Source organism: Rathayibacter sp. PhB1, assembly GCF_004362935.1.
GTDB lineage: Bacteria > Actinomycetota > Actinomycetes > Actinomycetales > Microbacteriaceae > Rathayibacter > Rathayibacter festucae.
The window spans coordinates 232,534-257,470 of record NZ_SNYD01000005.1 but is presented as its reverse complement, the minus strand read 5'-3'; the positions used below and the strand labels follow the sequence as shown (position 1 = coordinate 257,470).

Genomic DNA, 24,937 nt, shown 5'->3' with positions numbered 1-24,937 from the left:
GCGGGCGCCCCTCCCCTGCCGATCCCGCTACCCGCCCAGCGGCCCCCTTCATGCTGATCGAGTAGCCCGCGCAGCGGGCGTATCGAGATCCCCCTGCTGCAGACCCCGGGTCTCGATACGCGCTCCGCGCTACTCGACCACCAAGGACGCTCCGCCCCGTCATCCCGACCGAGCAGCCCGCCCCGTCATCCGACCGAGCATCCCGCGCACATCATGCTCGAGCAGCCCGCCCAGTCGTCCCGACCGAGCATCACGCGCACATCATGCTGATCGAGTAGCCCGCGCAGCGGGCGTATCGAGATCCCCGTCCGCACCCCCCTCCCATAAGCTGACCGGATGTCAGCCCGCCCCCGGCGCCCCACCCTCGCCGATGTGGCCCGCTCGGCCGGCACCTCCGCCACCGTCGTCAGCTACGTCGTCAACAACGGCCCGCGCCCCGTCTCCCCCGAGCTCCGCGCCCGCGTCGAGACCGCCATCACCGAGCTCGGCTTCCGCCGCAACACCCTCGCCGAGGCGCTCAGCGTCGGCCGCTCCAACCTCGTCGGCCTGCTCGTGCCCGACTCCTCCAACGCCTTCTTCGGCGAGCTGGCGCGCGAGATCGAGCACGAGGCCCGCCGCCGCTCGCTGCTGACCCTCCTCGGCAACACCGAGTACGACCCGGAGGTGGAGCGCGGCTACGAGCGCACCTTCGCCGACCTCCGCACCGCCGGCATCCTCCTGATCACCATCGACCCCGCCAGCACCGCCGACACCGCCCCGCGCGTCTTCCTGCACTCCGCGGCCCCCACCGACACCGAGCCGAGCGTCGTCTTCGACGACGAGCAGGGCGTGCGAGCCGCGGTCGAGCACCTGCTCTCGCACGGCCACGAAGACGTGCACTGCGTCACCGGCCCCGACGACTTCGGCCCCTCGGGCCTCCGCGCCCGCTTCTGGGCGGAGGCCATGGGAGGCGCCGCCGGCCGGCTGCACCGCGTGCCGATGGACCGCGTCTCGGCCGAGGCCGCCCTCCGCACCATCCTGCGCACCGAGCGCCCGCGCGCCGTCTTCGCCACCACCGACGAGCACGCCCTCGCCCTCCTCCGCGCCGCCTCCCAGGAGGGGATCCGCGTCCCGGCCGAGCTCGCGATCGTCGGCTTCGACGGCATCCGCGAGGCACTGCTCGGCGGCGTCCGCGTCACCACCGTCGCCGTTCCCGTCCGCGAGATGGCCCGCATCGCCTTCGAGCTCCTCGACGAGTCCCTGGCCGACGCCCCCGTCCGCCACGTCCGCCTGCCGACCACCCTCGTCCTCGGCGAGACCTGCGGCTGCACCCCCACCCCCTGACGCCGTATCCACTGGGAGGAGTCGCCCGCAGAGCTGCTGGTCGAGTGGCCGCGCAGCGGCCCCCTCATGCTGGTCGAGCAGCCCTGCAGCGGCCCCTCCATGCTGGTCGAGTAGCCGCGCAGCGGCGTATCGAGACCCACCGTCCGATGAAGGCCAGGTCTGCAGACTCGTCCTTCGGGTGCTGGTGGATCTCGATACGCCCGCGTCGCGGGCTACTCGATCAGCAGGGGGCGCGCTCGACAGTTCGGATCTGCAGACGTGGCATCCGATCCGGACGCAGAACATCAGCCGGGAATCACTCTCAGCGCCCTTCGGCGACGACACACGTCCTCAGCTGACGTTCTGCCGCCACCGACGCGCACAACATCAGCTGAGACAGGGGTCCCTCCGCTGACAGCGGAGGCCGGGTGCTCTCAGCTGATGTTGTGCACGCAGCTCCCCTTCCGTGCCGGTCGACCGACCGCGCAGCTCCCCCTCCCTGCCGGTCGACCAATGCGCGCAGCGCCCCCTCCCTGCTGGTCGAGTAGCCGCGCCAGCGGCGTATCGAGACCCACCGCGCCCTCAGCCGATCGCCGCCAGCCGCCCCACGACGCCCTCGCCCAGCCGCGCCACGTACGCCTCCGGGTCCGGCCCCTGCGGCGCGAGCTCGACCAGCGAGATTCCCAGCGCCGCGTACTCCTCCATCGCCCGCACGAACCCGTCCGGGTCGCCGACCGGGTCGCCGCCGCCGATGATCGTCTTCGTGATCGCGTCGTAGTCGCGCCCCAGCTCGTCGCAGTGCCGGCGCAGCACGTCGAGCTTGTGGGCGATCCCCTCCGCCCCGATCGCGAACAGGTTGCAGGCGTCGCCGTACTCCGCGACCAGACGCAGCGTCTTCTTCTCGCCGCTGCCCCCGATCAGGATCGGCGGACCCGGCCGCTGGATCGGCTCCGGGTGGTTCAGCGTCTCGGCCAGCTGGAAGTGCTTCCCCGTGTACGGCCCGTCGTTCTCGCTCCACATCTGCTTGCAGATCTGCAGCGTCTCCGCGAGCCGCTCGAAGCGCTCCTTCAGCGCCGGGTACGGCACGCCGAGCCCGAGGTGCTCCCGCTCGTACCAGGCCGCACCGATGCCGAGCATCGCCCGCCCGCCCGACAGCACGTCGAGCGTCGTCACGATCTTCGCCAGCAGCCCCGGGTGCCGGTAGGTCACCCCGGTCACCAGCAGCCCCAGCCGCAGCCGCTCCGTCCGCCCCGCGACGAAGCCGAGCGAGGTGTACCCCTCGAGCATCGGATCCTCGCTCGTCGCGAACTGCTCCATCTGGAAGTAGTGGTCCATCAGCGTGAACCACTCGCAGCCGACGTCCTCCGCCGTCCGCGCGGTGGCCCCCAGGATCGGCGCGATCCCGGCACTGCCCCCCGGCAGCGTGAAGTTCATGAAGTGAATGCCGACCTGCATGCGCGCGCTCCTGACGTCAGTGTCCTCCGAGCCTGTCACGCAGCGCGGACCCGGTCACGCGCCCTGAGCGCTTTCGCTGCTCACTGCGCTGCGTGCCTCAGGATGAGGCGCGGACGCTCATGAGCTGAGGGCCTGGTGATGACGGAGGACTGCGGTTCGCGCAGTCCTTTCCGGAAGGGCCGGTGCGGGACGTCGAAGCAGTGGCAGGCCACAGCAATGGACCCGTCACCGCGGCGCGTACCGCGTCAGCACCGCGCCCTCCGGCAGCGGCTCGCTGCCGAGGAAGCGCAGCTCCGGTCGGAACCCGGCGGCGAAGTACGGCGTCCCGCCGCCGAGGACGAACGGCTGCGTGTGGAGCCGGTACTCGTCGATCAGCCCGGCCGCGCCGAGCGAGGCGGCCAGCGTCGGCCCGCTCACCTCGATCGCGCCGTCGGTCTCGGCCTTGATCCGGCGGAACGCGTCGACCGCATCGGAGGCGATCAGCGTCACGCCCTCGGGCACCTCGGTCATCGTCGACGAGAAGACGACCTTCGGAGTCGCGACCCACGCCTGCGCGAAGTCCTCGGCGACCTCGTCCCACTCCGGATCGGGCCGGCCCCAGTACGCCATCATCCGCCACATCCGGCTGCCGTAGACCGACAGTGCGGCGGCCCGCTGCCCCTCGTTGAAGACCCGGTGCAGCGCGGGCCCGGGCGCGGGGAACCCGGAGATGTCCCCGTCCGCCGCTGCGACGAACCCGTCGATCGACACGAGCATCCCGTAGCTGACGAACCCCATCGGAGCCTCCTGCCCGGCGCGACCCCGGCGTCGCACGCCCCGATGCTAGCCACGCACTCGCGGGCCGGGAAGAGGAGACGCCCGGAAGAGGAGACCTCTGAACGAGTCCTACGCCCCGACGCGGAACCGGCGCCCGCCGAACTCGACGACGTCGCCGACCCCCAGCTGCCGCCCGCGCCGCCGGTCCACCTCGCCGTTCACGCTGACGAAGCCGTCCGCGACGGCCTCCTTCACCTCGCCGCCGGAGTCGAGCATCCCCGCGAACTTCAGGAACTGCCCGAGCCGGATGCTCTCCCCGTCGAGCGCGACCTCCTCGACCGGATCCTGTGCAGCCACGAGCGTCAGACCGCCGGGATGTCCGCGAAGCGGGAGAAGTGGCCGTGGAAGCCCACGGTCACCGTGCGGGTCGGGCCGTTGCGGTGCTTGGCGACGATGAGGTCGGCCTCGCCGGCGCGCGGGTTGTCCTTCTCGTAGGCGCTCTCGCGGTGGAGCAGGATCACCATGTCGGCGTCCTGCTCGATCGAGCCGGACTCGCGGAGGTCGGAGATCGCGGGCAGCTTGTCGGCGCGCTGCTCCGGTCCACGGTTCAGCTGCGACAGCGCGATGACCGGCACCTGCAGCTCCTTCGCGAGCAGCTTCAGCGCACGGGAGAATTCGGAGACCTCCTGCTGGCGGCTCTCGACCTTCTTGCCCGAGGTCATCAGCTGGAGGTAGTCGATGACGACCATCTTCAGGCCGATGCGCTGCTTGAGCCGGCGGCACTTCGCGCGGATCTCGACGAGCGTGAGGTTCGGCGAGTCGTCGATGTAGAGCGGGGCGTCGTTGATGCGGCCGCGGGTGGACGCGATGGTCGTCCAGTCGCGCTGGTCGACCGTGCCCTTGCGCATGTGCTGAAGCGGCACTGACGCCTCGGCCGAGAGCAGGCGCATCGCGATCTCGCTGCGCCCCATCTCGAGCGAGAAGAAGATCGTCGCCATGTTGTGCTTGATCGCGGCGGCGCGGGCGAAGTCGAGCGCGAGCGTCGACTTTCCGAGCGCCGGTCGCGCCGCGACGATGATCATCTGGCCGGGGTGGAAGCCGTTGGTGAGATCGTCCAGGTCCGCGAAGCCGGTCGGCACACCGGTGAAGGCGCCGTCCTTGTGCGCGGCCGCCTCGATCTCGTCGATGGCGACGGTCACCGCGTCGGTCAGCGGGACGTAGTCCTCCGCCGTCTCGGACCCGGTGACGTTGTAGATCTCGGCCTGCGCCGTGTTGACGAGGTCGAGCACCTCGCCCTCGCCCTGGTAACCCATCTGCGCGATGCGCGTGCCCGCCTCGACCAGGCGGCGCAGCAGGGCTCGCTCGGCCACGATCGACGCGTAGTAGCCCGCGTTCGCCGCGGTCGGCACCATCGCGGTGAGCGAGTGCAGGTAGTCGGCGCCACCGGCGCGCTGCAGCTCGCCCTGCTTGGTCAGCTCGTCGGTGACGGCGATGACGTCGGTCGGCTCGCCGTGCGAGTAGAGCGCCAGGATCGCCTCGAAGACGATCTCGTGCTTGGGGATGTAGAAGTCGGTCGCCTTGACGCTCTCGACGACGTCCGCGACGGCGTCCTTCGAGAGCAGCATGCCGCCGAGTGCCGACTGCTCCGCGAGCAGGTCGTGCGGGGGCGTGCGCTCGTTGCTGCGCGGGGAGTCCCCTCGGGAGTCCCGCCCGTCTCGTCCGTCCGAGCCGGGAACCGCCAGGTGCGCGATCGTCATGCCTTCGCCTCCTCCTGTCGGGTGCCTCGCGGAACGGGTGGCGACACGGTCGAGCCGTCTGTCGCGAGTGCCGGACACAGGTCTACGCCCGACCTCCGACAGTGGACGCTCGGCGCCCGCCCCGCTCCCCTCGCGGGGCGCTGCGCCACACTACGGACCGCCCGCCGCCGGGGTCAAACCACCCTGTGGAGAGAACTGTGGAGAACGAGCGGGAAACGCCGCACCCGCTGTGGGCAACATGTGGACAACCCTGTGGGAACTCGACTGTCGGACAAGTTTTTTCAACCGCCTGACCAGGCCTTTCCCGCATTCCACAGGTGTGTGGGGAAAAGAGTCTCCAGACCACATTGAAGGTTGCCCTCCCGGGAAGGTGTATGTGGATGGAGCTGTGGACAACCGCAACGACGAAGGGCGGTGCGAGGGGACCGTGAAGTCCCGTCGCACCGCCCTCCGCGGCGTTCTCGCGGCCTTACTTGGCCGCGACCACCTGCAGCTTCACAGTGGCCTGGATGTCGTCGCGCAGACGCACCACGGCCTCGTGCTCGCCGACGTTCTTGATCGCGTTCGAGATCACGATCTTGCGCTTGTCGAGCTCGCCGTAGCCGGCCGCCGCCACCGCGGTCGCGATGTCGGAGGTCTTGACGGAGCCGAAGAGGCGCCCGTCCTTGCCGGCCTTGACGGTCAGCTTCACGCGGTTGGCCTCGAGGACCTGCTTCGTGTGCTGAGCCTCCTCGATGGTCTTGTGCTCACGAGCGGCTCGCGCCGACTTGATCTGCTCGACCTGCTTCTCGCCACCGCGGGTCCACGCGACGCCGAAGCCCTGCGGGATGAGGTAGTTGCGGGCGAACCCGTTCTTCACGTCGACGACGTCGCCGGCGGAGCCGAGCCCGTCGACCTCGTGGGTCAGGATGACCTTGGACATCTTCTACCTACCTTCCGCTGCCGGCGTAGGGCAGGAGCGCCATCTCGCGGGCGTTCTTGACGGCGCGGGCGATGAGGCGCTGCTCCTGGACGGAGACGCCGGTGATGCGACGGGCGCGGATCTTGCCGCGCTCGGAGATGAACTTGCGAAGGGTCGGGACGTCCTTGTAGTCGACGACGCCCACGCGGACCGACTTCGCGGGGGCCGCGTTCTTCGCGCCCTTGCCGCGGATCGGCTTGCGGCGGTCGCCGCTGCTCTTTCCAGCCATAGTGGTTTCCTTAGATTCTGGTTCGCGTCCGTCGGCACCCCTCTCGGGGCGGGGACGCGTGATTCAGGTGAGGGCGCGCTCGAGCCGAGGGCTCAGAACGGCGTCTCGTCGTTGTAGCTGCCCGGCGTGCTCCACACGTCGCCACCGGCCGGAGCGCTGGGCGCCCACGGCTCCTCGGCCTGGCCGCCACCGCGGTTGCCGCCGCCGTTTCCGCCGGAGCCCCCCTGGTTGCCGCCGTTGCCGCCGCCGAAGCCGCCCTGGCTCGCGCCCTGGTTGCCACCGCCGCCGCCGCCGACCTGACCGCGTCCACCGCCGCCACCGGCCGCGCGCGTGACCTGAGCGGTCGCGTAGCGCAGCGAGGGGCCGATCTCGTCGATCTCGAGCTCGATGCTGGTGCGCTTCTCGCCTTCCTTCGTCTCGTACGAGCGCTGCTTCAGGCGGCCGGTCGCGACGACACGGCTTCCCTTGGTCAGCGTCCCCGCGACGTTCTCGGCGAACTCGCGCCAGACGGAGGCCCGGAGGAACAGCGCTTCGCCGTCCTTCCAGTCGTTCGCCTGACGGTCGAAGGTGCGCGGCGTGGAGGCGATGGTGAAGTTCGCGACCGCGAGCCCGCCCTGCGTGTAGCGCAGCTCGGGGTCGGCGGTGAGGTTCCCCACCACGGTGATGATCGTCTCGCCGGCCATCAGCGTTACGCCTTGGGAGCGGCCGGAGCCTTGGCAGCCTTGCGGGCGGCCTTCTCGTCGGCGAGCTTCTTGGCGGCGGCGACCTGGGCGATGCCCTCTTCGGCGCGGAGCACCTTGGTGCGCATGACGGCCTCCGACAGCTTCAGCTGACGGTCGAGCTCGTTCGCGGCGGCCGAGGTCGACGTGAAGTCGACGATGGCGTAGATGCCCTCGGACTTCTTGTTGATCTCGTACGCCAGACGACGGCGGCCCCAGACGTCGACCTTGTCGATGGATCCACCATCGGTGCGGATGACGTTGAGGAACTTGTCGAGACTCGGAGCGACGGTGCGCTCATCGATCTCGGGATCCAGGATGACCATGAGTTCGTACTGATGCGTCACTAACCCACCTCCTTCGGACTGAACGGCCACGGTATTTCCGTGACAGGAGGGTATGTAGCATCTGCCCACTCCCGCGGACGCGAGTGCGTCTGGTCATGGACAACCTGACGACCCTACCATCCGCGGGGCTCCGAGCCCAGGGCCGATCCGGCGGGATCCGCGGTCGCCCGCCGGATCCCGCCGTCACCGGGACGCGCTACCGCTGGATGAACGCCAGCAGGTCCGGGTTGATCACGTCCGCGTGGGTCGTCAGCATGCCGTGCGGGTAGCCCTCGTAGATCTTCAGCGTCGAGTCCTGCAGCAGCTCGTGCTGCTTCAGCGCCGCGTCCTGGTACGGCACGACCTGGTCGTCGTCGCCCTGCAGCACGAGCACCGGGACGGTGATCGCCTTCAGGTCCTCCGTCTGGTCCGTCTCCGAGAACGCCTTGATGCCCTCGTAGTGCGCAAGCGCACTGCCCGTCATCCCCTGGCGCCACCAGTTGTCGATCACCGGCTGCGAGACCTCCCCGCCGTCGCGGTCGAAGCCGTAGAACGGACCCGACGCGACGGCCTGGAAGAACTCGGCGCGGTTCGCGGCGAGCGCCTCGCGGAACCCGTCGAAGACGCTCATCGGCGTGCCCTCGGGGTTCGCCTCCGTCTGCACCATCAGCGGCGGCACGGAGGAGACGAGGACCGCCTTCGCCACGCGGCCCTGCGGCTGGCCGTACTGCGCGACGTAGCGCGCGACCTGGCCGCCGCCGGTGGAGTGGCCGATGTGGACCGCGTCGTGCAGGTCGAGGTGCCGCACCACGGCGTCGACGTCGCTGGCGTAGTGGTCCATGTCGTGCCCGGTGCCGACCTGCTCCGACCGTCCGTGACCGCGGCGGTCGGTCGCGATCACGCGGTAGCCGTGCGCGTGGAAGAAGAGGAGCTGGGCGTCCCAGTCGTCCGAGGACAGCGGCCAGCCGTGGTGGAACACGATCGGCTGCGCGTCCGCGGGTCCCCAGTCCTTGTAGTAGATCTCGACGTCGTCGTCCGTGGTCGCATACGGCATTCTCGAACCTCCGTGCTCGGGTCGGCCCGGGGCCGGCCCGAGTCGACGTCAGGATGCGCTCTCCCGCGGAAGAAGGGGAGGAGCGGCTCCACGCTAGGCGCGACAGGTCGCGGTGCGGAGGGATCGCTCCGATGTTCCGACGATCGTCCAGACCTTCCCCCGCGCCGCTTGTCCGGGCCCGTGATCGCCCGTACAGTCCTCGCGATCGCACCGTCCGGCGCGTCGCGGCAGGGGGCCGCGCGGGGACCGGATCGCGGCGGCGACGGCGCGGATCGGCGGTGACGATGACGGCTTCGGACGGCGAGGAGCCGGACGTCTCCCCCGCGGACGAGCGAGCACGGGAGTCGCTGCTGCCGTGGGCCGGGCAGCCCGCCGTCCTGCTGGACCGGCACCTCCGCGTGCTGGCCGCGACCCGGCTCGCCCGCGCCCTCTCGCCCGGCTTCCGCCCCGGGGTGAACCTCGTCCGCTTCACCTTCCTCGACGCGGCCGGCCGGCAGGACTCGCCCTCCTGGCGGGCCGCGGCCGACCACATCGCCGCTCTGCTGCGGGAGTCGCTCGATCGGCACGAGGGGGATCGCGGCTTCCCGGCCGTGGTGGGCGAGCTGTCCGCCACGAGCGCCGCGTTCGCTCGCTCCTGGGCGGGCGGTGCACCGTCGGCCTCGAGCGGCTCCGTCGACCTCCCGGACACGGCCGTCGGCCGGCTCTCCCTGGGCTACCGCCTCACCCGGCTCCCGGACGACGACAGCACGCTGGTCCTGTTCGAGCCCCTCGACGCGACGGCGCGCGAGGCCCTCCGCCGGCTGGCCGTCAGAGCTCGGAGACCACCTGCGTCCGATCGTCCCGGTCGGCCGGGTGCGGACCCCGCGGGGCGGGACGGAGCGACGTGAAGTGCTCGATCGCGGCGGCGGCCGGCGACCCCTCCTCCGCGAGGTACGTCACCACGTAGTGGCCCGGCGCCGTCGACAGCTCGAGCGTCTGCATGTCGAAGTCGAGCCAGCCGAAGGGAGCGACGGCGAGCCGGAGCGAGCGCCGCGTGAACGGCCGCACCTCGTACTCGGCCCAGATCGCGCGGAACGGGCGGTGCCGCACCGAGCACTCCCCGACGATCTCCTGCAGGCGCGGGTCGTCCGGATCGCCATAGAACCGCAGCGCCGCGATCATCTCCCGGTAGACCGCGTCCCACGCCCGCAGCACCTCCGGGGCCTCCCCCTCCTCGAAGACGCGGGCGTGACCCTCCGCCGCGGAGAGCAGCATGTTCGTCCCGGGCAGGCCCTTCTCCGGAGCGAGGCGGAGCATCAGGTCGTTCGCGGCCAGGACGTCGAGGTTGCGGTCGAAGGCGAACGCCGGGGTCATCGGCCAGTGGTTCAGCAGCGACGCCACCTGCGGTCGGTCCGCCGGCGACGCCGAATCGTGCGGCCGGGGGATCGGCCGGGCCAGCCGGAAGAGGTGCGCGCGCTCGAACGGCCCGAGGTCCAGCGCCGCGGCGAGGGCGCTCAGCACCTGGTCCGAGGGCCGGATGTCGCGGCCCTGCTCGACGCGGAGGTAGTAGTCCCGGCTGATCCTGGCGCGGTCGGCGACCTCCTCGCGCCGCAGGCCCGGCACCCTGCGCCGGCCGCCGACCGGAGTCAGCCCGACCTGCTCGGGTTGCAGCGCCGCCCGTCGCGCTCGGAGGAAGTCCGCGAGAGGACTGGGTGCGCTCATGGTCGGCTCCAGAGCAGGGTCTGCCGGGTCGAGCGGCAGGCGGGGGGAGGTGATCCGGTGCAGTCGGGACGGCCCGACGAGCACGAGGCTATCGTCCGGACCACGGACCTGTCGTGCGCGGATGCGCGCGGATCCGGCGGCATCCGCTCTGGTGCCCGGCGGTCCCGAGGGACAGGCTGGGCGCATGACGACGCAGCAGAGGATCGACCCCTCCGTCCCGCCCAGCGGCCCCGGCTGCGTCGAGTGCGAGCGGACCGCCTCCTGGTGGCTGCATCTGCGCCGCTGCGCGCTCTGCGGGCACATCGGCTGCTGCGACGACTCGCTGAACCGGCACGCGACGGCCCACTTCCACGAGACGGGCCATTCCGTCATCCAGAGCTTCGAGCCCGGCGAGGACTGGTTCTGGGACTACCGCTCCGACGACTACGCCGACGGCCCGCGCCTGGCCGATCCGCAGAGCCACCCCGAGGACCAGTCCACGCCCGGTCCGGCGGATCGGGTGCCGCGCGACTGGCAGGCCGTCCTCACCGAGCGGAGCTGATCCCACCGCGGTGCCGCCCGAGCCGCGGGCTGCGGAGCCCGGCCGCCGCCCTCAGTCCGGCGAGACTCCGTCCAGCGCCTCCGCCTCCGCGATGCGCAGCCGCATCTGCCGGTAGCGGTGCATCTGGTAGACCCCGTGCAGCACGGCGAGCACGATCGCGGCGAGGATCCCCGCGGGGATCGCCGCGATCTCGTCGGCGCCGCCCTGTATGAGCACCAGAGCGACCCCCGCGCCGGCGACGAGCGAGTTCACCACGGCGATCGCCGACGACATCGTGAAGAAGATCCCCCGCCAGCTGCGTCGACGGCCGATCTCGAGCAGCTCGTTGGGGGCGTGGCTGCCGCGCGGCATCGTGAAGTAGGCGCCCGCGCCGGGGAGCAGCGTGCCGTAGTAGCGGCGGATGCGCTGGATCGCGGTCAGGGCGGCGATGTCCTCCATCGAGGTCTGCACCAGCCGCTCGTAGGTCGAGACGCCCAGCAGGACGATGACGGGGATGATCACCGCCAGGAACCCCATCGCGTACTTCGTCGGCGCGAGGAAGCCGAAGGCGACGAGCGAGCTCGAGAGCATCGTCAGGTAGAGGGACGCCCGGCTGCTCGACTCCGTCACGGTGATGCCCCGCGCCGACTCCAGGACGAAGTGCTCGGTGAGCAGGGCGCTGAGGAACGCCGCCGGCCGGTCGGGCAGCGACACGGCCGACACCGCGGCGTCCGGCAGTGCGGGCGAGTCGGCCGGCCGCTCCTCGTCGTCCCCCGGCACGCTCACGACGTCTCCTGCAGGTGGCGGTGGGCGAAGGTGACGGCCATCGCGCCCTCGCCGACCGCGGAGGCGACCCGCTTCACCGAGCCGCGCCGCACGTCGCCCGCCGCGAAGGAGCCGGGGACGCTGGTCTCGAGGTGGCACGGGGCGCGCCGCAGCGGCCAGTCGGGCGCCGCGTGCTCGCCGACGAGATCGGGGCCGGTGACGAGGTAGTCCGCGGAGTCGCGGACGATCGCCGTGCCGGCCGCCCACGACGTGTCCGGCTCGCCGCCGATGCAGACGAAGAGGTGCGAGGTCTCCAGCGCTCCGCGCACGCCGGTCGCCGCGCTCTCGACCTCGATCGACTCGAGGGCGTCGGCGCCGTGCAGAGCGGTCACGCGGGAGTCGAGCAGGACCGTCACGTTCGCCTGCCGCAGCACGCGGTCCGCGAGGAAGGAGGAGAGGGTGTCGGACAGCGCGGGTCCGCGCACGAGCATGGTCACCCGCCGCGCCTTCGCCGCCAGGTTCATCACCGCCTGCCCGGCCGAGTTCCCGCCCCCGACGACGACGACGTCCCGGCCCTCGCACAGCGGAGCCTCGCTCGTGCCGGCACCGTAGTAGACGCCGGCGCCGAGCAGGTCGTCCTCCCGCGCGAGGCCGAGCCGGCGCCACTGGATGCCGGTCGCGCAGATGTTGGTCCGCGCGACGACCGTCGTGCCGTCGGCGAGCAGCGCGTGGAGGCGGCCGTCGGCGAAGCGGCCGCGGATCCCCTCCCGCATCCTCAGCAGCTCGGCGCCGAAGGCCACGGCCTGCTGCCGGGCGCGCTCGGCGAGGTCGGCCCCGGCGATGCCGTGCGGGAAGCCGAGGTAGTTCTCGATCAGGCTGCTGGAGCCGGCCTGCCCGCCGATCGCCGAGCGCTCGAGGACGACCACCCGCAGGCCCTCCGACGCGGCGTAGACCGCGGCGGACAGCCCCGCCGGCCCCGCGCCGTAGATCGAGAGGTCGTACTCGGCGAACCGGGGTGCGGCGACCCAGCCGAGCCGGGCGGCGACCTCGGCGACCGTCGGATCGAACGCGCGGCTGCCGTCCGGGAAGACGACGAGGGGCAGCCGCGCGGCGCTGAGCGGCCGCCCGGCGACCGCCACGCACTGCTCGTCGGTGTCCAGCGCGGTCCAGGAGAAGGCGACGACGCTGCGCGAGAGGAAGTCGCGCAGCTCCCAGGCGTCGCGGCTCTCGCGCCGTCCGTACAGCCGCACCAGCGGGGTGCCGCCCTCCCCCGGCGAGCGCTCCTCGCCTGCGGATCCGGTCACGACGCCCGCCGCCCCTCGAGTCCGCCGCGGAAGCGGACCAGCTTCAGGCAGAGGTGCAGGGTGCTGCGGGCGAGCCCGTCGTCCAGCGCGTCCCGGACCGCCTCGGGGAGGTTCTCGAGCCGATAGTAGAGCGTGGTGCGGTGGATGTGCAGGATCTCGCAGGCCTCCCGCACGCTGCCGCGCACGTCGAGGTAGGCCTCCACGGTCCGCCACTGCACCTCGTCGCCCCGCTCGAGCAGCGTCGCCGCCGCGGGTGACAGCGTGCCGAGCTGCGAGGTGTCCGCGCCGACCGAGGCCAGGAGCACCCACGTGCCGAGGTCCGCGATGTCGCCGCCGCCGGCGCCGTCCGGCAGCGAGTGCACGATGCTCGCGGCGAGCACGGCGCGCCGGGCGGTCGGCAGGAGGTCGTCGTCGCGGCGGTCGTGCCGCGCCGTGCCGACGGCCTGCACGCTCAGGCCGCGGCTCCGGGCCTCGGTGCGCAGCAGCGCGTCCGTCTCGGCGCCGAGCGACGACCCCGGCGCCTCGGTGCTCGCGAAGAGCAGCGCGCCCTCCCGATCGCCGAGGAACACCAGCCCGGAGCGGGGGCTCACGTCGAGCCCGCGAGCGAGCGCCCGGTGCCGGAGGGATTCCGCGGCGGGGTCGAGCCGCACCGCGCGGACGACGGTGTGCGGGTCGCGGCGCAGCCAGCCGTGCGCGACCGCCGCGGCGAGCGCTGCGCGGCGCCTCGGGGCGTCCTCCGCCAGCAGCCCCGCGAGGACGTCCGCGCGCCGCACGGCGACGTCCTCGACGACGTCCGGCGCGGTCATCGGCGGGTGCTCGGGTCGGAGGCCATGCCGCGATCCTCGTGCAGCGGTGCCCTCCTCAGCGTGACCCTCGCAGGCCCCCCTTCCGCCGCCGGTCCCGGGAACCCGAGGACCCGCGGCGCCGGCCGCCCGTCAGCGCGCCGCCCACCACTCCTTCAGCCGCCGGGCGGCCTCCTCCTCGCCGAGCGGTCCCTCCTCGAGTCGCAGCTCGAGCAGGAACTTGTAGGCCAGCCCGACCTCGCGCCCCGGCGGGAGATCCAGGATCGCCATGATCTGCGTGCCGTCGAGGTCGGGCCGCTTCGAGGCGAGCTCCTCCTTCTCGGCGAGCTCCGCGATCCGCTGCTCCAGGTCGTCGTAGGCGTGCGCCAGCCGGTCGGCCTTGCGGGTGTTGCGGGTGGTCACGTCGGCGCGGGTGAGGATGTGCAGCCGCTCGAGCAGCGGGCCCGCGTCGGTGACGTAGCGGCGGACGGCCGAGTCGGTCCAGGCGCCCTCGGTGTAGCCGAAGAAGCGCAGGTGCAGCTCGATCAGCCGTGCGACGTCCGCGATGGTCTGCTTGTCGAACTTCAGCGAGCGCAGCCGCTTGATCGCCAGCTTCGATCCGACGAGGTCGTGGTGGTAGAAGCTGACCGCTCCGCCCGGCTCCAGCCGCCGCGTCGCCGGCTTGCCGATGTCGTGCAGCAGCGCCGCGATGCGGAGGGTGACGTCCGGCGCCGCCCCGGGGTTCCGCTGTCCCTCCAGCGCGATCGCCTGCTCCAGCACCGTGAGGCTGTGCACGTAGACGTCCTTGTGGTGGTGGTGCTCGTCCTGCTCCAGGCGGAGGGCCGGCAGCTCGGGGAGGAAGTAACCGGCCAGACCGGTGTCGACGAGCAGCTCGAGTCCGGCCCGCGGCGAGGCGGTCGCGAGGAGCTTCCGCAGCTCCTCCTGGATCCGCTCCGCGGAGACGTCGTCGATGCGCGGGGCCAGCTCGGCCATCGCCCACTCGACCTCGTCGGTCGTCCGGAAGCCGAGCTGCGAGGTGAACCGCGCACCGCGCAGCATCCGCAGCGGGTCGTCGCCGAAGGAGAGGTCGGCGGCGGCCGGCGTGCGCAGCCGGCCGGCGAGCAGGTCCTCCACTCCCCCGGCCGGGTCGACGAGCACGATCTCGGGCAGCCGCAGCGCCATCGCGTTGACAGTGAAGTCGCGGCGCACGAGGTCGCCCTCGAGGCTGTCGCCGAACTCGACCTCGGGCTTGCGGCTCACCCCGTCGTAGCTGTCGCTGCGGTACGTGGTGATCTCCACGGTCTCGCCCGCGACCCGCGCGCCGATCGTGCCGAACGCGCGGCCGATGTCCCAGTGCGCCTCGGCGATCGGAGCGACGATCCGCACGATGTCGTCCGGCCGCGCCGAGGTGGTGAAGTCGAGGTCGTGCACGCCGTGGCCGAGGAAGGCGTCGCGGACGGGGCCGCCGACCAGCGCGAGCTCGTGGCCCTGCGCGGCGAACGCCTCCGCGAGCCGGGCCACCGTCGGCGTCGCCGCGAGAGCTCGGAGGGTCTCGAGGGCGGTCTGGACGCTGTGCATCCGGCAGATCCTACCGGGGAGGCATGACCGGGCCGCAGTGCGCGCGGGCCCGCAACCGGCTCGACCGGTTACGGCTGCTGAGCGACTCCGCAGCGCATCCCGCGATCGATCAGCCGACCGCCGGGGGGCCTGCCCGTAGAATCACCCGCATGGAGGCCGAGTGAGTTCGATGCGTCGGCACGACCTCACCCCCTCCGATCGTCCCCGCCCCCGGCGAGCGGTCCCGCAGCTGCTCCGCTCCGCCGGTGCCGCTGCGCTGTCGATCGCGCTCCTCGGCGGCGCCCTCCCCGCGGCGGCCGCCGCCGCTGAGCGCACGGCCCTCGAGTCCGGGCAGGCCACCGTCACCGCGACGGTCGGCGCCGCGAACGACGGCGTCCTCCTCCCCGGCCAGGACCTCCAGCTCGCGATCTCGGTGCGCAACGGCACCACCGAGTCGATCGACGGCGCGCGGGTCGAGGTCGCGATCGACGAGGACACCCTCGACTCCCGAACCGAGCTGGCGGAGTGGCTCGACGGCGAGGCGGAGGACGAGGGGACGAGCACCGGCGACGGGGCCGACGTGCGACTGCTCCCCTCCAGCTCGGCACAGGTCGGCGTCACCGTGCCGGCCGCCTCGCTCCCCTTCTCCATGGACTTCGGCCGCGACCCCGAGGCCTTCGGCAGCCACGCGATCTCGGTGACCGTCACCAGCCCCGGCGGCACCGTCGCGACCGCCCGAGGCGTCGTCGAGCTGACGACCGGCTTCCCGAGCGAGCAGGAGACCGGCGTCAGCGTCCTCGTGCCGCTCACGGTGCCCGACACCGCCGACGGCCTGCTCTCGGCCGAGACGCTGCAGGACTACACCCAGACCACCGGCACGCTCTCCCGCCAGCTCGACAGCGTCGACGGCCGTGCCGTCACCCTCGGCGTCGACCCGCGCATCCTGGCGTCGATCCGCGTCCTCGGCGACACGGCACCCGAGTCGGCGACCGCCTGGCTGGAGCGGCTCCAGTCGGTGCCGAACGAGGTCTTCGCCCTGCCCTACGCCGATGCGGACGTCGCCGCCCAGGCCCAGGCCGGCCTCTCCACGCTCCTCGCGCCGACCTCGTTCGAGTACGCGCTCGATCCCGCGCTCTTCGCGCCGACGAGCACGGGCACGCCGACCCCCACGGCCGTGCCCGACGACTCGACCACGCAGGACCTCCCCGACCGCCCGACGACGGAGTCGCTCCTCGCCTTCGACTGGTCGCCCACGGTCGGCAGCATCGCCTGGCCGGACGACGGCACGGTCCGTGCGGCGGATCTGGGCGTGTATGCCACGGGCGGCATGACCCGCACGGTCGTCTCCTCCGCAGGCCTCGTCCTGCCCGACGGCGTCTCGACCAGCACCCGCGCCACGGTCGACGACCACGACGTGATCGTCGCCGACAGCGCCCTCTCCTCCGCCTTCGACGCCGCCGTCAGCGCGAGCACCGACTCGGAGTGGCGCGCGAGCATGGCCGACCTGACCGCCGACCTCGCGCAGGTGCAGCGGGAGGACGAGTCGCCCGACGTGGTCCTCGCACTCGATCGCGGCGCGGCGATCGACGGCGTCCGCCTCGCCCAGACCCTCGACGCCGTCGACGCCCTGCCCTGGGCCGAGGGCTCGTCCCTCGCCGCCGCCCTCACCTCGCCGGCCACGGAGGACGCGACGGTCGTCGACTCCCCCGAGTCGGAGCAGCGCCTCGAGGGCGTCTCGGACCTGCTGACCGCGGCCGCCCGCGTGGAGTCGTTCTCGGCCGTGCTCACCGAGCCGCAGCTGCTCAGCGGCAAGCGCCGCAACGACCTCCTGGCCCTGCTCGCCGTGACCTGGCGCGAGGACGCGACCGGCTGGCAGGAGGCGGTGACCGCGAGCCGCGAGCAGGCCGACACGACGCTCTCCTCGGTCGCCATCGAGAGCTCCGACAGCGTCACCCAGCTCTCGCGCGACTCGAGCATCCCCGTCTACGTCCGCAACGACCTGCCCTGGCCCGTGACGGTCCGCATCCAGGCCTCGACCTCGAACGCGGTCCTCGACATCGACGAGTCCTCGGTCGAGCCGACCGCGATCGACGCCCGCTCCCAGGGCCGCGTCCTCATCCCGGTGAAGGCCCGCGTCGGCAACGGCGAGACCGAGCTGCGCATGCAGCTCACCGCGCAGGACGGCACGCCCATCGGCACGCCCACCGGCATCGTGACCAACGTCCGCGCCGACTGGGAGACCGTCGGCACCCTGGGCATCGGCATCCTCCTCGTCCTCGTCTTCGGCGCGGGCATCCTCCGCAACATCCGCCGGCGCCGCCGCGGCGACACCCCCGGGGAGGACGAGGAGGACCCGAACGCCCCCCTCGCCGTCCAGCCGGGCCTCGACGACGATCGAACGGATCCCCGTGGCTAGCTTCTCCCTCGGTCGCGCGAGCGCCGTCCTCGCCTCCGGCACGATGGTCTCGCGGGTCCTCGGCTTCGTGATGTCGCTGGTCTTCACCCAGACCATCGGCCTCGTCGGCCAGGGCGCCGACGCCTTCACCGTCGCCAACGGCCTCCCGAACACGATCTACGCGATCATCGCGGGCGGTGCGCTCAACGCGGTCCTCGTGCCGCAGATCGTGCGCGCCGGTCTCCAGGCCGACGGCGGTCAGCGCTACATCAACAAGCTGCTGACCCTCGCGCTCCTCGTCCTCCTCGGTGCCGCCGTGATCGCGACGCTCGCCGCACCCCTGCTGATCCAGCTGAACGCCTCGCAGTACGGACCGGAGCAGACCCGCCTCGCCGTCACCTTCGCCTACTGGTGCCTGCCGCAGGTCTTCTTCTACGGGCTGTACACGATCCTCGGCGAGGTGCTCAACGCGCGCGGTTCCTTCGGTCCGTTCACCTGGACCCCGGTCGTGAACAACGTCGTCGCCATCGGCGGGCTCCTGGCCTTCCAGCAGCTCTTCGGCTCCGACGGCAAGGGTCTCCGCACGGCGACGGAGTGGTCGCCCGAGATGATCGCTGTGCTGGCGGGCTCGGCGACCCTCGGAGTGGCGCTGCAGGCGATGCTGCTCGTCTTCTTCTGGAAGCGGGTCGGTCTGCGCTACCGACCCGATTTCAGCGTCCGCGGGGTCGGCCTCGGCCGCGCCGGGAGGATCGCCGTCTGGACCTTCGCGACCCTGCTGCTGACGGTCGCTGCAGGCTTCATCGAGAACAACACGGTGAGCGCCTCCTCGGGCGAGGACGCCTCCGCCACGGCGCTGCAGAAGGCCTGGCTCGTCTTCATGCTCCCGCACTCGGTGATCGCCGTCTCGATCGCCACCGCGTACTACACGAAGATGAGCGGCCACGCCTCGCGCAACGAGATGAAGGACTTCCGGAGCGACATCTCCACCTCGATCCGGGTGGTCGGGCTCTTCCTGTTCTTCGCCACCGCGGCCCTCGTGGTCTGCGCCCGCTCCTTCGCGACGATCTTCGCGCCGACCGATCCCGTCGCCGCCGGGCAGATGGCCATGATCATCACCGCCTACGTCATCGTGCTGCCGCTGTTCTCGACGCTCGCGATCGTGCAGCGCGGGTTCTACGCCCTCAACGACGGCCGCTCGCCGTTCCTCTACACGCTGGTGCAGACCGCGATCATCGTCGTCGGCTGCGGGATCGCCTTCCTCCTCCCCGACGACTCGACCGCGTTCTTCGTCGCGCTCTCGATCTCGGCGGGCGTCGCCGTCCAGGCGCTGATGGCGTGCCTGATGCTCCGGAGGAAGCTCGGCGGCTGGGGAGGGACGCGCATCGTGTTCCGCTTCGCCACCTACGCCGCCGCGACCCTCCCCTCGATCGGCGCCGGCGTCCTGGTGATGTTCGTCCTCGCCCAGGCGGACGACTACCCGGCCGCCGGCTGGCCGCAGGCCCTCATCTCGATGGTGCTCACCGGCGTCGTCATGGCCCTCGTCTACTTCGGCCTGCTCTGGGTCCTCCGCGTCCCGGAGCTGCGCGCGATGGCAGCGCCGCTGCTCCGCCGCCTCGGCCGCTGACGCGGCACGGGGCGCCCGAGCGTTCCTGAGAGCCCCCGTCGCGACACTGGGACGTCGCCGGACCGGTGGTGCGCCCCCGGGCGCGACGTGGAAGGGTGGGGGCGTCCTCCGGCAGAGCCGCCTCCCCCTCCCCACTCCCGCCGATCCGGAAGGCGCGATGCGCTCCACCTTCGTCCTCCTCCGCGTGCTCGTCGCGGCCGCCGTCCTCACCGCGACCACGGTGAGCTTCCTCGACTCGCACGCCTTCTGGGTCGAGGCCCGCTTCCGCGACCGCGCGACGCTCGCCGCCAACTTCTTCAGCTACATCACCGTCGAGGTCTGCCTGCTCGCGGTGGTCGTCCTGCTGATCGGCGCCGTCGTCATCGCCCGCGGCGCGCTCCCGGAACCGCGCTGGTTCGCCTGGCTGCGGGCCGGAGTCGTCACCTACATGGTCGTGATCGGAGTGGTCTACAACCTGCTCCTGCGCGGCACGGTGGTCACCGGCGCCGGGGCCGGCCAGGACTGGACCAACGAGGTCATGCACGTCGTGGCGCCGCTCGCCCTGATCCTCGACTGGCTCTTCGCGCCCGGCCGGCGCCGCCTCTCCTGGGCCGTCGTCCCCGCGCTGCTCGCCTTCCCGGTCGCCTGGTTCGTCTACACGATCATCCGGGCGCCCCTCGTCTACGACCAGATGAAGCACGAGCAGGTCTGGTACCCGTACCCGTTCCTCGATCCGCGCCTGGCCGATCCGCCGATCGTCCCCGGCGGCATGATCGCGGTGGTGTTCTACGTCGTCGCGATGACGGCGGTCTTCGCCTCGGCCGGCTGGCTGACGGTCCTGATCTCGCGGCGGTCGATCGGGCAGCGCGGCACTCCCGCGGGCTCGGCGGAGAAAGAGCCGGTCAACGCTGCTTTCTGAGCCGTCTCGCGGAGAGCCGTCCGGCGACCCTGACCGCGGGCCGAGTGCCCCGGACGCCACGGAATAGCCCCCGCCTAGGATGTGTTGTAGCCCCTGGAGCCCGGGAACGACAGAGCGAGCGGGACCGGCTCCACGGATCCGCTCCCAGCACCGGATCCGGGCAGACCACCCCCTCCGGCGGACCGCCGGTACAGCCCCGCTCAGCACAGACCTCGAGGAGTTGCCGTGCGCGACATCGTCATCATCGGATCCGGCCCCGCAGGCTGGACGGCCGCCATCTACGCGGCGCGCGCCGATCTGCACCCGGTGGTCGTCGCCTCGTCCGTCGAGATCGGCGGCGACCTGATGAACACCACCGACGTCGAGAACTTCCCCGGCTTCCCGGACGGCGTCCTCGGCCCGGAGCTGATGACGGCCATGCAGAAGCAGGCCGAGAAGTTCGGCGCGGACACCTTCTACGACGACGTCGTCTCCCTCGACCTCGAGGGCGAGACCAAGACGATCCACCTCGGCTCCGGCGAGAGCATCGAGGCGAAGACCGTCGTCGTCGCCACCGGCTCCGCCTACCGCAAGCTCGGCCTGCACGATGAGGACCGCCTGTCGGGACACGGTGTCTCATGGTGCGCCACGTGCGACGGCTTCTTCTTCAAGGGCAAGACCATCGCCGTCGTCGGCGGCGGCGACTCCGCGATGGAGGAGGCGACCTTCCTCACCAAGTTCGCCGAGAAGGTCTACGTCATCCACCGCAAGGACTCGCTCCGTGCCTCCAAGGTCATGCAGAAGCGCGCCCGCGACAACGAGAAGATCGAGTTCGTCTGGAACACCGAGGTCACCGGCATCACCGGTGAGAACCACGTGAACGGCGTCAAGCTGCGTGACACGGTCGACGGCACCGAGTCGAAGCTCGAGCTCGACGGCCTCTTCATTGCGATCGGCAACGACCCGCGCACCCACATCGTCCACGGCAAGCTCGACCTGACGACCGACGGCACCATCGCCGTCACCGGCCGCTCGTCGCAGACCTCCGTGGCGGGCGTCTTCGCCGCCGGCGACGTGATCGACCCGACCTACCGTCAGGCCGTCACCGCCGCCGCGTCGGGCACCGTCGCCGCCCTCGACGCCGAGCACTACCTCGCCGCCCTCACCGATGGCATCGCCAGCACCGAGGGAACCCCGGCCGCCGAGCTCCTCACCCTCTAGTCCTCCCACCACCCCAGCACTCGAGTCGGCGCCGCCGACTCACGAAGGAGAAAATCGTCATGTCCACCGCGAAGAGCGTCACCGACGCATCGTTCCAGGCCGATGTCCTCGACTCCGAGAAGACCGTCCTGGTCGACTTCTGGGCCGAGTGGTGCGGTCCCTGCCGCATGGTCGCCCCGATCCTCGACCAGATCTCGGCCGAGCACGGCGACAAGATCGAGATCGTCAAGCTGAACGTCGACGAGAACCCGCAGATCGCCGCGAAGTACCAGATCACCTCGATCCCGGCGATGAAGGTCTACCAGAAGGGCGAGGTCGTCAAGACCGTCATCGGCGCCAAGCCGAAGCCCGCTCTCGAGGCCGACCTCGCCGCGTTCCTCTGAGTTCGACTCCCGACGGTTCGACCGTCCGACGAAGCCCCTGCGCCCCTCTGGCGCGGGGGCTTCGTCGTTGCCGACCGCTCCTCATGTTTCACGTGAAACGGCCGCAGAAGGCAGGCCACGGGCCGCGCAGTGGCGTCCCGCTCCCTCGGTCCGCCCGGACCCCGCCGAGTAGTCTGGATCGATCCGGCTGACGGTCGGAGACCCTGTCCATCGAGCGGAGCGACAACACCGTGATCAACGCCGGCACCAACCTCGACCCCTGGTACGACTCCTACGCGGAGCGCACGGCCGGCCTCGCGGCCAGCGAGGTCCGAGCACTGTTCGCCGTCGCCTCCCGCCCCGAGGTGGTCTCGCTCGCCGGCGGCATGCCGTTCGTCTCCGCCCTCCCCCAGGACCTCGTCACCGATGCCATGGCGACCGTCATGCGCGAGCAGGGACCCGTCGCGCTGCAGTACGGCTCCGGTCAGGGCGTCCCGGTGCTGCGCGAGCAGATCCTCGAGGTGATGGCGCTCGAGGGCATCTCGGCGAGCGCGGACGACGTCGTGGTGACCACCGGCTCGCAGCACGCTCTCGAGCTCGTCTCGAAGCTGTTCCTCGATCCGGGCGACGTCGTCCTCTCCGAGGGCCCGAGCTACGTCACCGCGATGGTGATCTTCCGCTCCTACCAGGCCGAGATCGAGCACGTGGCGATGGACGAGCACGGCCTGATCCCCGAGGCGCTGCGCGAGCACATCGCCCGCGTGCGCGCCGCGGGCAAGCGGATCAAGTTCCTGTACACGATCCCGACCTTCCACAACCCCGCGGGCGTCACGCTGAGCTGGGACCGGCGCGTCGAGATCCTCGAGATCTGCAAGAGCGAGGGCATCCTCGTGCTCGAGGACAACCCGTACGGCCTGCTCTACTTCGAGGACGTGCCGCCGAAGGCGATGCGCTCCCTCGAGGAGGACGGCGTGATCTACCTCGGCACCTTCTCGAAGACCCTGGCGCCCGGCTTCCGCATCGGCTGGGCGCTGGCACCGCACGCCATCCGTGAACGGCTGATCCTCGCGAACGAGGCGGCGGTGCTCAGCCCCTCGTCCTTCAGCCAGCTCGTGATCTCGCAGTACCTCTCGACGGCGGACTGGCGCGCGCAGATCGACACCTTCCGCGGGGTCTACCGCGAGCGCAAGGAGGCGATGATCCGCGGGCTCGAGACGCACCTCCCCGGGCTCTCCTGGACGAATCCGAACGGCGGCTTCTACGTCTGGGTCACCCTCCCCGAGGAGCTCGACTCCAAGGCGATGCTGCCGCGCGCGGTGAAGGAGCTGGTCGCCTACACGCCCGGCACGGCCTTCTTCGGCAACGGCGACGGCCGGCAGAACATCCGGCTGTCCTTCTGCTACCCGACCCCTGAGCGCATCGGCGACGGCATCCGCCGCCTCGCGACGGTGATCAACGGCGAGCTCGACCTTCTGTCCACCTTCGCCGACGCCCGCGTGCGGAGAAGCGCCGACGTCGATCAACGCGACGCCGTCCTCCCGCCCCAGATCTCCTGACTCCGTGATCCGCGAACGACAGAAGGCCCGGTCATGACCGATTTCTCCACCCTGGACCGCACCCTCGACATCGTCGTGATCAGCGGCGGCATCAGCCACGAGCGCGATGTCTCGCTGCGCTCCGGCCGCCGGGTCGCCGACCGGCTCTCCGCGATGGGGCACCGCATCACCCACCGCGAGCCCGACGCCGGTCTGCTGGCCGCGCTGCTCGACCAGCGTCCCGACGTGATCTGGCCCGCGGTCCACGGAGCGAGCGGCGAGGACGGTGCGCTGCTCGGCCTGCTCGAGGCGGCCGGCTTCCCCTACGTGGGCTCTCGTACGGACCCCGCCCGCCTCGCCTGGTTCAAGCCGACCGCGAAGACGCTCGTCGCGCGGGCCGGCATCGCCACTCCTCGCTCGATCACCCTCCCCCGCGAGACGTTCCGCGAGCTCGGCGCCGCAGGCATCCTCGACCGGGTCCGCGCCCACCTCCCCGGCCCGCTCGTCGTCAAGCCGGCGCAGGGCGGCTCCGCCCAGGGCGTGAGCATCGTGACGGAGACCGACGAGCTTCCGCGTGCGATGGTCGACGCCTACACCTACGGCGAGGTCGCGCTCATCGAGCAGCAGGTCATCGGCACGGAGGTCTCCGTCGGTGTCCTCGACCTCGGCGACGGCCCCTTCGCCCTCCCCCCGGTCGAGATCGCCCCGGTGGCGGGCCGGTACACCTTCGAGGCCCGCTACAACGCGGGCGAGACCCGCTTCTACACCCCGGCCCGCCTCTCGGACGAGGTCCTCGCCGAGGTCTCCCGCGTCGCGGTCGCCGTCCACGAGCTGCTCGGCCTCCGCCACCTCTCCCGCATCGACTTCATCGTCGACCCCGACGGCCTCCCCTGGTTCTTCGACGCCAACGTCCTCCCCGGCATGACCGAGACCTCCCTCGTCCCCCAGGCCATCGAGGCCTCCGGCCGCTACCTCGGCGACGTCTACTCCACCCTGGCCCGCCTGGCCCTCACCCCCTGATCTCCGTTTCACGTGAAACACTCGGGCCCGCCGCCGCGGTCGTCCGGAGCGTCAGCCATACCGCCGTTTCACGTGAAACGCTCCCCGCACATGCTGGTCGAGTAGCCGCCTGTGGCGGCGTATCGAGACCCACCCGCCTCCCTCCAGAACGCCAGCAGTAGGGGGGCCCGGTCTCGATACGGCGCTCTGCGCCTACTCGACCAGCATGCTGCCGCCTGCGGAGTACCGCACGAGTCCAGGCTCTTCCTCAGACCTCGGTCCTGCTGAACATGCTGGTCGAGTAGCCGCCCACGGCGGCGTATCGAGACCAACCTCCTGACAACAGTGGCCACCAGCGTCAGCGGACCGGTCTCGATACGGCGCTACACACCTACTCGACCAACATGTCGCTGACCGCAGTGAGCCGCCGACTGACAGGCTCCTGCCCGGACTTCCGCCGACCGAACGTCCTGATCACCGAGCAGTGGCGGCAACAACATACTGGTCGAGTAGCCCCCACCGGCGGGGTATCGAGCGGAGGGGGCGCCTTCGGCGCCAGCGCAGGGCGGGGAAGAGACCGACGTCCTTGGGGCGGGAGGGTCTCGATACGCCCCTGCGGGGCTACTCGACCAGCATGCCTGCGGGTGTCTCTTCCAAGTAGACCCGCCCGCCGCGCTGCAGCATCCGCTGCAACTGATAGCTCGGTCTCGATACGTCGCTACGCGCCTACTCGACC

24 protein-coding genes are annotated in these 24,937 nt (G+C 71.6%); 10 read left to right on the top strand and 14 right to left on the bottom strand.

All coding sequences use genetic code 11. The features are described 5' to 3' along the window. Positions 1 to 336: 336 nt before the first annotated feature. The gene (locus EDF17_RS14320) at positions 337 to 1,323 is read left to right on the top strand and encodes a LacI family DNA-binding transcriptional regulator (protein ID WP_123447287.1); all 987 of its coding nucleotides are present in this window, start codon (positions 337 to 339) and stop codon (positions 1,321 to 1,323) included. 561 nt (positions 1,324 to 1,884) lie between these two features. Here EDF17_RS14320 and EDF17_RS14315 read toward each other — a convergent pair. The 9 genes from EDF17_RS14315 to EDF17_RS14275 form a co-directional block, all read right to left on the bottom strand. Then, positions 1,885 to 2,757: an LLM class F420-dependent oxidoreductase gene (locus tag EDF17_RS14315; RefSeq protein WP_123447286.1), complete on the bottom strand. Its 873-nt coding sequence runs from the start codon at positions 2,755 to 2,757 to the stop codon at positions 1,885 to 1,887. A 225-nt stretch (positions 2,758 to 2,982) separates the two neighbouring features. Continuing rightward, positions 2,983 to 3,534 (bottom strand): dihydrofolate reductase family protein, encoded by a 552-nt coding sequence (locus tag EDF17_RS14310; protein WP_123447285.1) that lies wholly within the window; start codon positions 3,532 to 3,534, stop codon positions 2,983 to 2,985. 108 nt (positions 3,535 to 3,642) lie between these two features. After that, on the bottom strand, positions 3,643 to 3,870 hold the full coding sequence (locus EDF17_RS14305) for an RNA-binding S4 domain-containing protein (RefSeq protein WP_123447284.1): 228 nt from the start codon (positions 3,868 to 3,870) through the stop codon (positions 3,643 to 3,645). A gap of 5 nt (positions 3,871 to 3,875) precedes the next feature. After that, positions 3,876 to 5,270 carry a replicative DNA helicase gene (gene dnaB, locus EDF17_RS14300; RefSeq protein WP_123447283.1) on the bottom strand — a complete coding sequence of 465 codons (1,395 nt, stop codon included), beginning with the start codon at positions 5,268 to 5,270 and terminating at the stop codon, positions 3,876 to 3,878. Positions 5,271 to 5,739: 469 nt separating this feature from the next. Continuing rightward, positions 5,740 to 6,192 carry a 50S ribosomal protein L9 gene (gene rplI / locus EDF17_RS14295; RefSeq protein ID WP_123447282.1) on the bottom strand — a complete coding sequence of 151 codons (453 nt, stop codon included), beginning with the start codon at positions 6,190 to 6,192 and terminating at the stop codon, positions 5,740 to 5,742. Positions 6,193 to 6,199: 7 nt separating this feature from the next. Then, on the bottom strand, positions 6,200 to 6,460 hold the full coding sequence (rpsR, locus tag EDF17_RS14290) for a 30S ribosomal protein S18 (RefSeq protein WP_123447281.1): 261 nt from the start codon (positions 6,458 to 6,460) through the stop codon (positions 6,200 to 6,202). A gap of 92 nt (positions 6,461 to 6,552) precedes the next feature. Next, on the bottom strand, positions 6,553 to 7,143 hold the full coding sequence (locus EDF17_RS14285; RefSeq protein WP_123447280.1) for a single-stranded DNA-binding protein: 591 nt from the start codon (positions 7,141 to 7,143) through the stop codon (positions 6,553 to 6,555). 5 nt (positions 7,144 to 7,148) lie between these two features. Beyond that, complete coding sequence (gene rpsF, locus EDF17_RS14280) at positions 7,149 to 7,526, bottom strand: 30S ribosomal protein S6 (protein WP_123447279.1); 378 nt, start codon at positions 7,524 to 7,526, stop codon at positions 7,149 to 7,151. Between the two features lie 196 nt (positions 7,527 to 7,722). Beyond that, a complete protein-coding gene (locus EDF17_RS14275; RefSeq protein WP_123447278.1) occupies positions 7,723 to 8,559 on the bottom strand; it encodes an alpha/beta hydrolase in 837 nt (278 codons plus the stop codon). Positions 8,560 to 8,843: 284 nt separating this feature from the next. Here EDF17_RS14275 and EDF17_RS14270 point away from each other — a divergent pair, with 284 nt between their 5' ends. After that, a complete protein-coding gene (locus EDF17_RS14270; RefSeq protein ID WP_133672082.1) occupies positions 8,844 to 9,446 on the top strand; it encodes a hypothetical protein in 603 nt (200 codons plus the stop codon). On the opposite strand, the gene EDF17_RS14265 is transcribed toward EDF17_RS14270, so the two are convergent. Beyond that, positions 9,367 to 10,260: a helix-turn-helix transcriptional regulator gene (locus EDF17_RS14265; RefSeq protein ID WP_166649693.1), complete on the bottom strand. Its 894-nt coding sequence runs from the start codon at positions 10,258 to 10,260 to the stop codon at positions 9,367 to 9,369. The genes EDF17_RS14270 and EDF17_RS14265 overlap by 80 nt on opposite strands. Before the next feature lie 184 nt (positions 10,261 to 10,444). Between EDF17_RS14265 and EDF17_RS14260 the strand changes: the two genes are divergently transcribed. Next, on the top strand, positions 10,445 to 10,801 hold the full coding sequence (locus tag EDF17_RS14260) for a UBP-type zinc finger domain-containing protein (RefSeq protein ID WP_123447275.1): 357 nt from the start codon (positions 10,445 to 10,447) through the stop codon (positions 10,799 to 10,801). A 51-nt stretch (positions 10,802 to 10,852) separates the two neighbouring features. Here the strand turns inward: EDF17_RS14260 and EDF17_RS14255 are convergent, their stop codons facing one another. The 4 genes from EDF17_RS14255 to EDF17_RS14240 form a co-directional block, all read right to left on the bottom strand. Beyond that, positions 10,853 to 11,566 (bottom strand): hypothetical protein, encoded by a 714-nt coding sequence (locus tag EDF17_RS14255; RefSeq protein WP_123447274.1) that lies wholly within the window; start codon positions 11,564 to 11,566, stop codon positions 10,853 to 10,855. Continuing rightward, a complete protein-coding gene (locus tag EDF17_RS14250) occupies positions 11,563 to 12,849 on the bottom strand; it encodes an FAD-dependent oxidoreductase (RefSeq protein WP_123447273.1) in 1,287 nt (428 codons plus the stop codon). The genes EDF17_RS14255 and EDF17_RS14250 overlap by 4 nt, the downstream gene beginning before the upstream one ends. Then, positions 12,846 to 13,655, bottom strand: a complete 810-nt coding sequence (locus EDF17_RS14245; protein WP_123447272.1) for a helix-turn-helix domain-containing protein — start codon at positions 13,653 to 13,655, stop codon at positions 12,846 to 12,848. The genes EDF17_RS14250 and EDF17_RS14245 overlap by 4 nt, the downstream gene beginning before the upstream one ends. A 129-nt stretch (positions 13,656 to 13,784) precedes the next feature. Continuing rightward, entirely contained in the window at positions 13,785 to 15,209 is a 1,425-nt protein-coding gene (locus EDF17_RS14240; protein ID WP_123447271.1) for a CCA tRNA nucleotidyltransferase, read from the bottom strand. A gap of 169 nt (positions 15,210 to 15,378) precedes the next feature. Between EDF17_RS14240 and EDF17_RS14235 the strand changes: the two genes are divergently transcribed. The 7 genes from EDF17_RS14235 (at position 15,379) to EDF17_RS14205 (ending at position 24,222) form a co-directional block, all read left to right on the top strand. After that, positions 15,379 to 17,604, top strand: coding sequence for a DUF6049 family protein (locus EDF17_RS14235; RefSeq protein ID WP_123447270.1), 2,226 nt, complete (start codon positions 15,379 to 15,381; stop codon positions 17,602 to 17,604). After that, positions 17,597 to 19,207, top strand: coding sequence for a murein biosynthesis integral membrane protein MurJ (gene murJ / locus EDF17_RS14230; RefSeq protein ID WP_243732905.1), 1,611 nt, complete (start codon positions 17,597 to 17,599; stop codon positions 19,205 to 19,207). The genes EDF17_RS14235 and murJ overlap by 8 nt, the downstream gene beginning before the upstream one ends. Positions 19,208 to 19,364: 157 nt before the next feature. Further along, positions 19,365 to 20,105, top strand: a complete 741-nt coding sequence (locus EDF17_RS14225; RefSeq protein ID WP_123447269.1) for a Pr6Pr family membrane protein — start codon at positions 19,365 to 19,367, stop codon at positions 20,103 to 20,105. A 225-nt stretch (positions 20,106 to 20,330) separates the two neighbouring features. Further along, positions 20,331 to 21,305: a thioredoxin-disulfide reductase gene (gene trxB / locus EDF17_RS14220; protein WP_123447268.1), complete on the top strand. Its 975-nt coding sequence runs from the start codon at positions 20,331 to 20,333 to the stop codon at positions 21,303 to 21,305. A gap of 59 nt (positions 21,306 to 21,364) precedes the next feature. Then, a complete protein-coding gene (gene trxA / locus EDF17_RS14215; RefSeq protein WP_123447267.1) occupies positions 21,365 to 21,688 on the top strand; it encodes a thioredoxin in 324 nt (107 codons plus the stop codon). Positions 21,689 to 21,921: 233 nt separating this feature from the next. Then, positions 21,922 to 23,223 (top strand): PLP-dependent aminotransferase family protein, encoded by a 1,302-nt coding sequence (locus EDF17_RS14210; RefSeq protein ID WP_123447538.1) that lies wholly within the window; start codon positions 21,922 to 21,924, stop codon positions 23,221 to 23,223. Between the two features lie 33 nt (positions 23,224 to 23,256). Further along, positions 23,257 to 24,222 (top strand): D-alanine--D-alanine ligase, encoded by a 966-nt coding sequence (locus EDF17_RS14205; protein ID WP_123447266.1) that lies wholly within the window; start codon positions 23,257 to 23,259, stop codon positions 24,220 to 24,222. Positions 24,223 to 24,937: the final 715 nt, after the last annotated feature.

Coding starts and splice junctions, on each gene's coding strand:
- EDF17_RS14320 (WP_123447287.1), top strand. CDS start 337: ATGTCAGCCCGCCCCCGGCGCCCCACCCTCGCCGATGTGGCCCGCTCG.
- rpsR (WP_123447281.1), bottom strand. CDS start 6,460: ATGGCTGGAAAGAGCAGCGGCGACCGCCGCAAGCCGATCCGCGGCAAG.
- rplI (WP_123447282.1), bottom strand. CDS start 6,192: ATGTCCAAGGTCATCCTGACCCACGAGGTCGACGGGCTCGGCTCCGCC.
- EDF17_RS14235 (WP_123447270.1), top strand. CDS start 15,379: ATGCGTCGGCACGACCTCACCCCCTCCGATCGTCCCCGCCCCCGGCGA.
- EDF17_RS14275 (WP_123447278.1), bottom strand. CDS start 8,559: ATGCCGTATGCGACCACGGACGACGACGTCGAGATCTACTACAAGGAC.
- trxA (WP_123447267.1), top strand. CDS start 21,365: ATGTCCACCGCGAAGAGCGTCACCGACGCATCGTTCCAGGCCGATGTC.
- EDF17_RS14240 (WP_123447271.1), bottom strand. CDS start 15,209: ATGCACAGCGTCCAGACCGCCCTCGAGACCCTCCGAGCTCTCGCGGCG.
- EDF17_RS14245 (WP_123447272.1), bottom strand. CDS start 13,655: ATGACCGCGCCGGACGTCGTCGAGGACGTCGCCGTGCGGCGCGCGGAC.
- EDF17_RS14270 (WP_133672082.1), top strand. CDS start 8,844: ATGACGGCTTCGGACGGCGAGGAGCCGGACGTCTCCCCCGCGGACGAG.
- EDF17_RS14265 (WP_166649693.1), bottom strand. CDS start 10,260: ATGAGCGCACCCAGTCCTCTCGCGGACTTCCTCCGAGCGCGACGGGCG.
- EDF17_RS14285 (WP_123447280.1), bottom strand. CDS start 7,143: ATGGCCGGCGAGACGATCATCACCGTGGTGGGGAACCTCACCGCCGAC.
- EDF17_RS14315 (WP_123447286.1), bottom strand. CDS start 2,757: ATGCAGGTCGGCATTCACTTCATGAACTTCACGCTGCCGGGGGGCAGT.
- EDF17_RS14260 (WP_123447275.1), top strand. CDS start 10,445: ATGACGACGCAGCAGAGGATCGACCCCTCCGTCCCGCCCAGCGGCCCC.
- EDF17_RS14205 (WP_123447266.1), top strand. CDS start 23,257: ATGACCGATTTCTCCACCCTGGACCGCACCCTCGACATCGTCGTGATC.
- dnaB (WP_123447283.1), bottom strand. CDS start 5,270: ATGACGATCGCGCACCTGGCGGTTCCCGGCTCGGACGGACGAGACGGG.
- EDF17_RS14225 (WP_123447269.1), top strand. CDS start 19,365: ATGCGCTCCACCTTCGTCCTCCTCCGCGTGCTCGTCGCGGCCGCCGTC.
- EDF17_RS14310 (WP_123447285.1), bottom strand. CDS start 3,534: ATGGGGTTCGTCAGCTACGGGATGCTCGTGTCGATCGACGGGTTCGTC.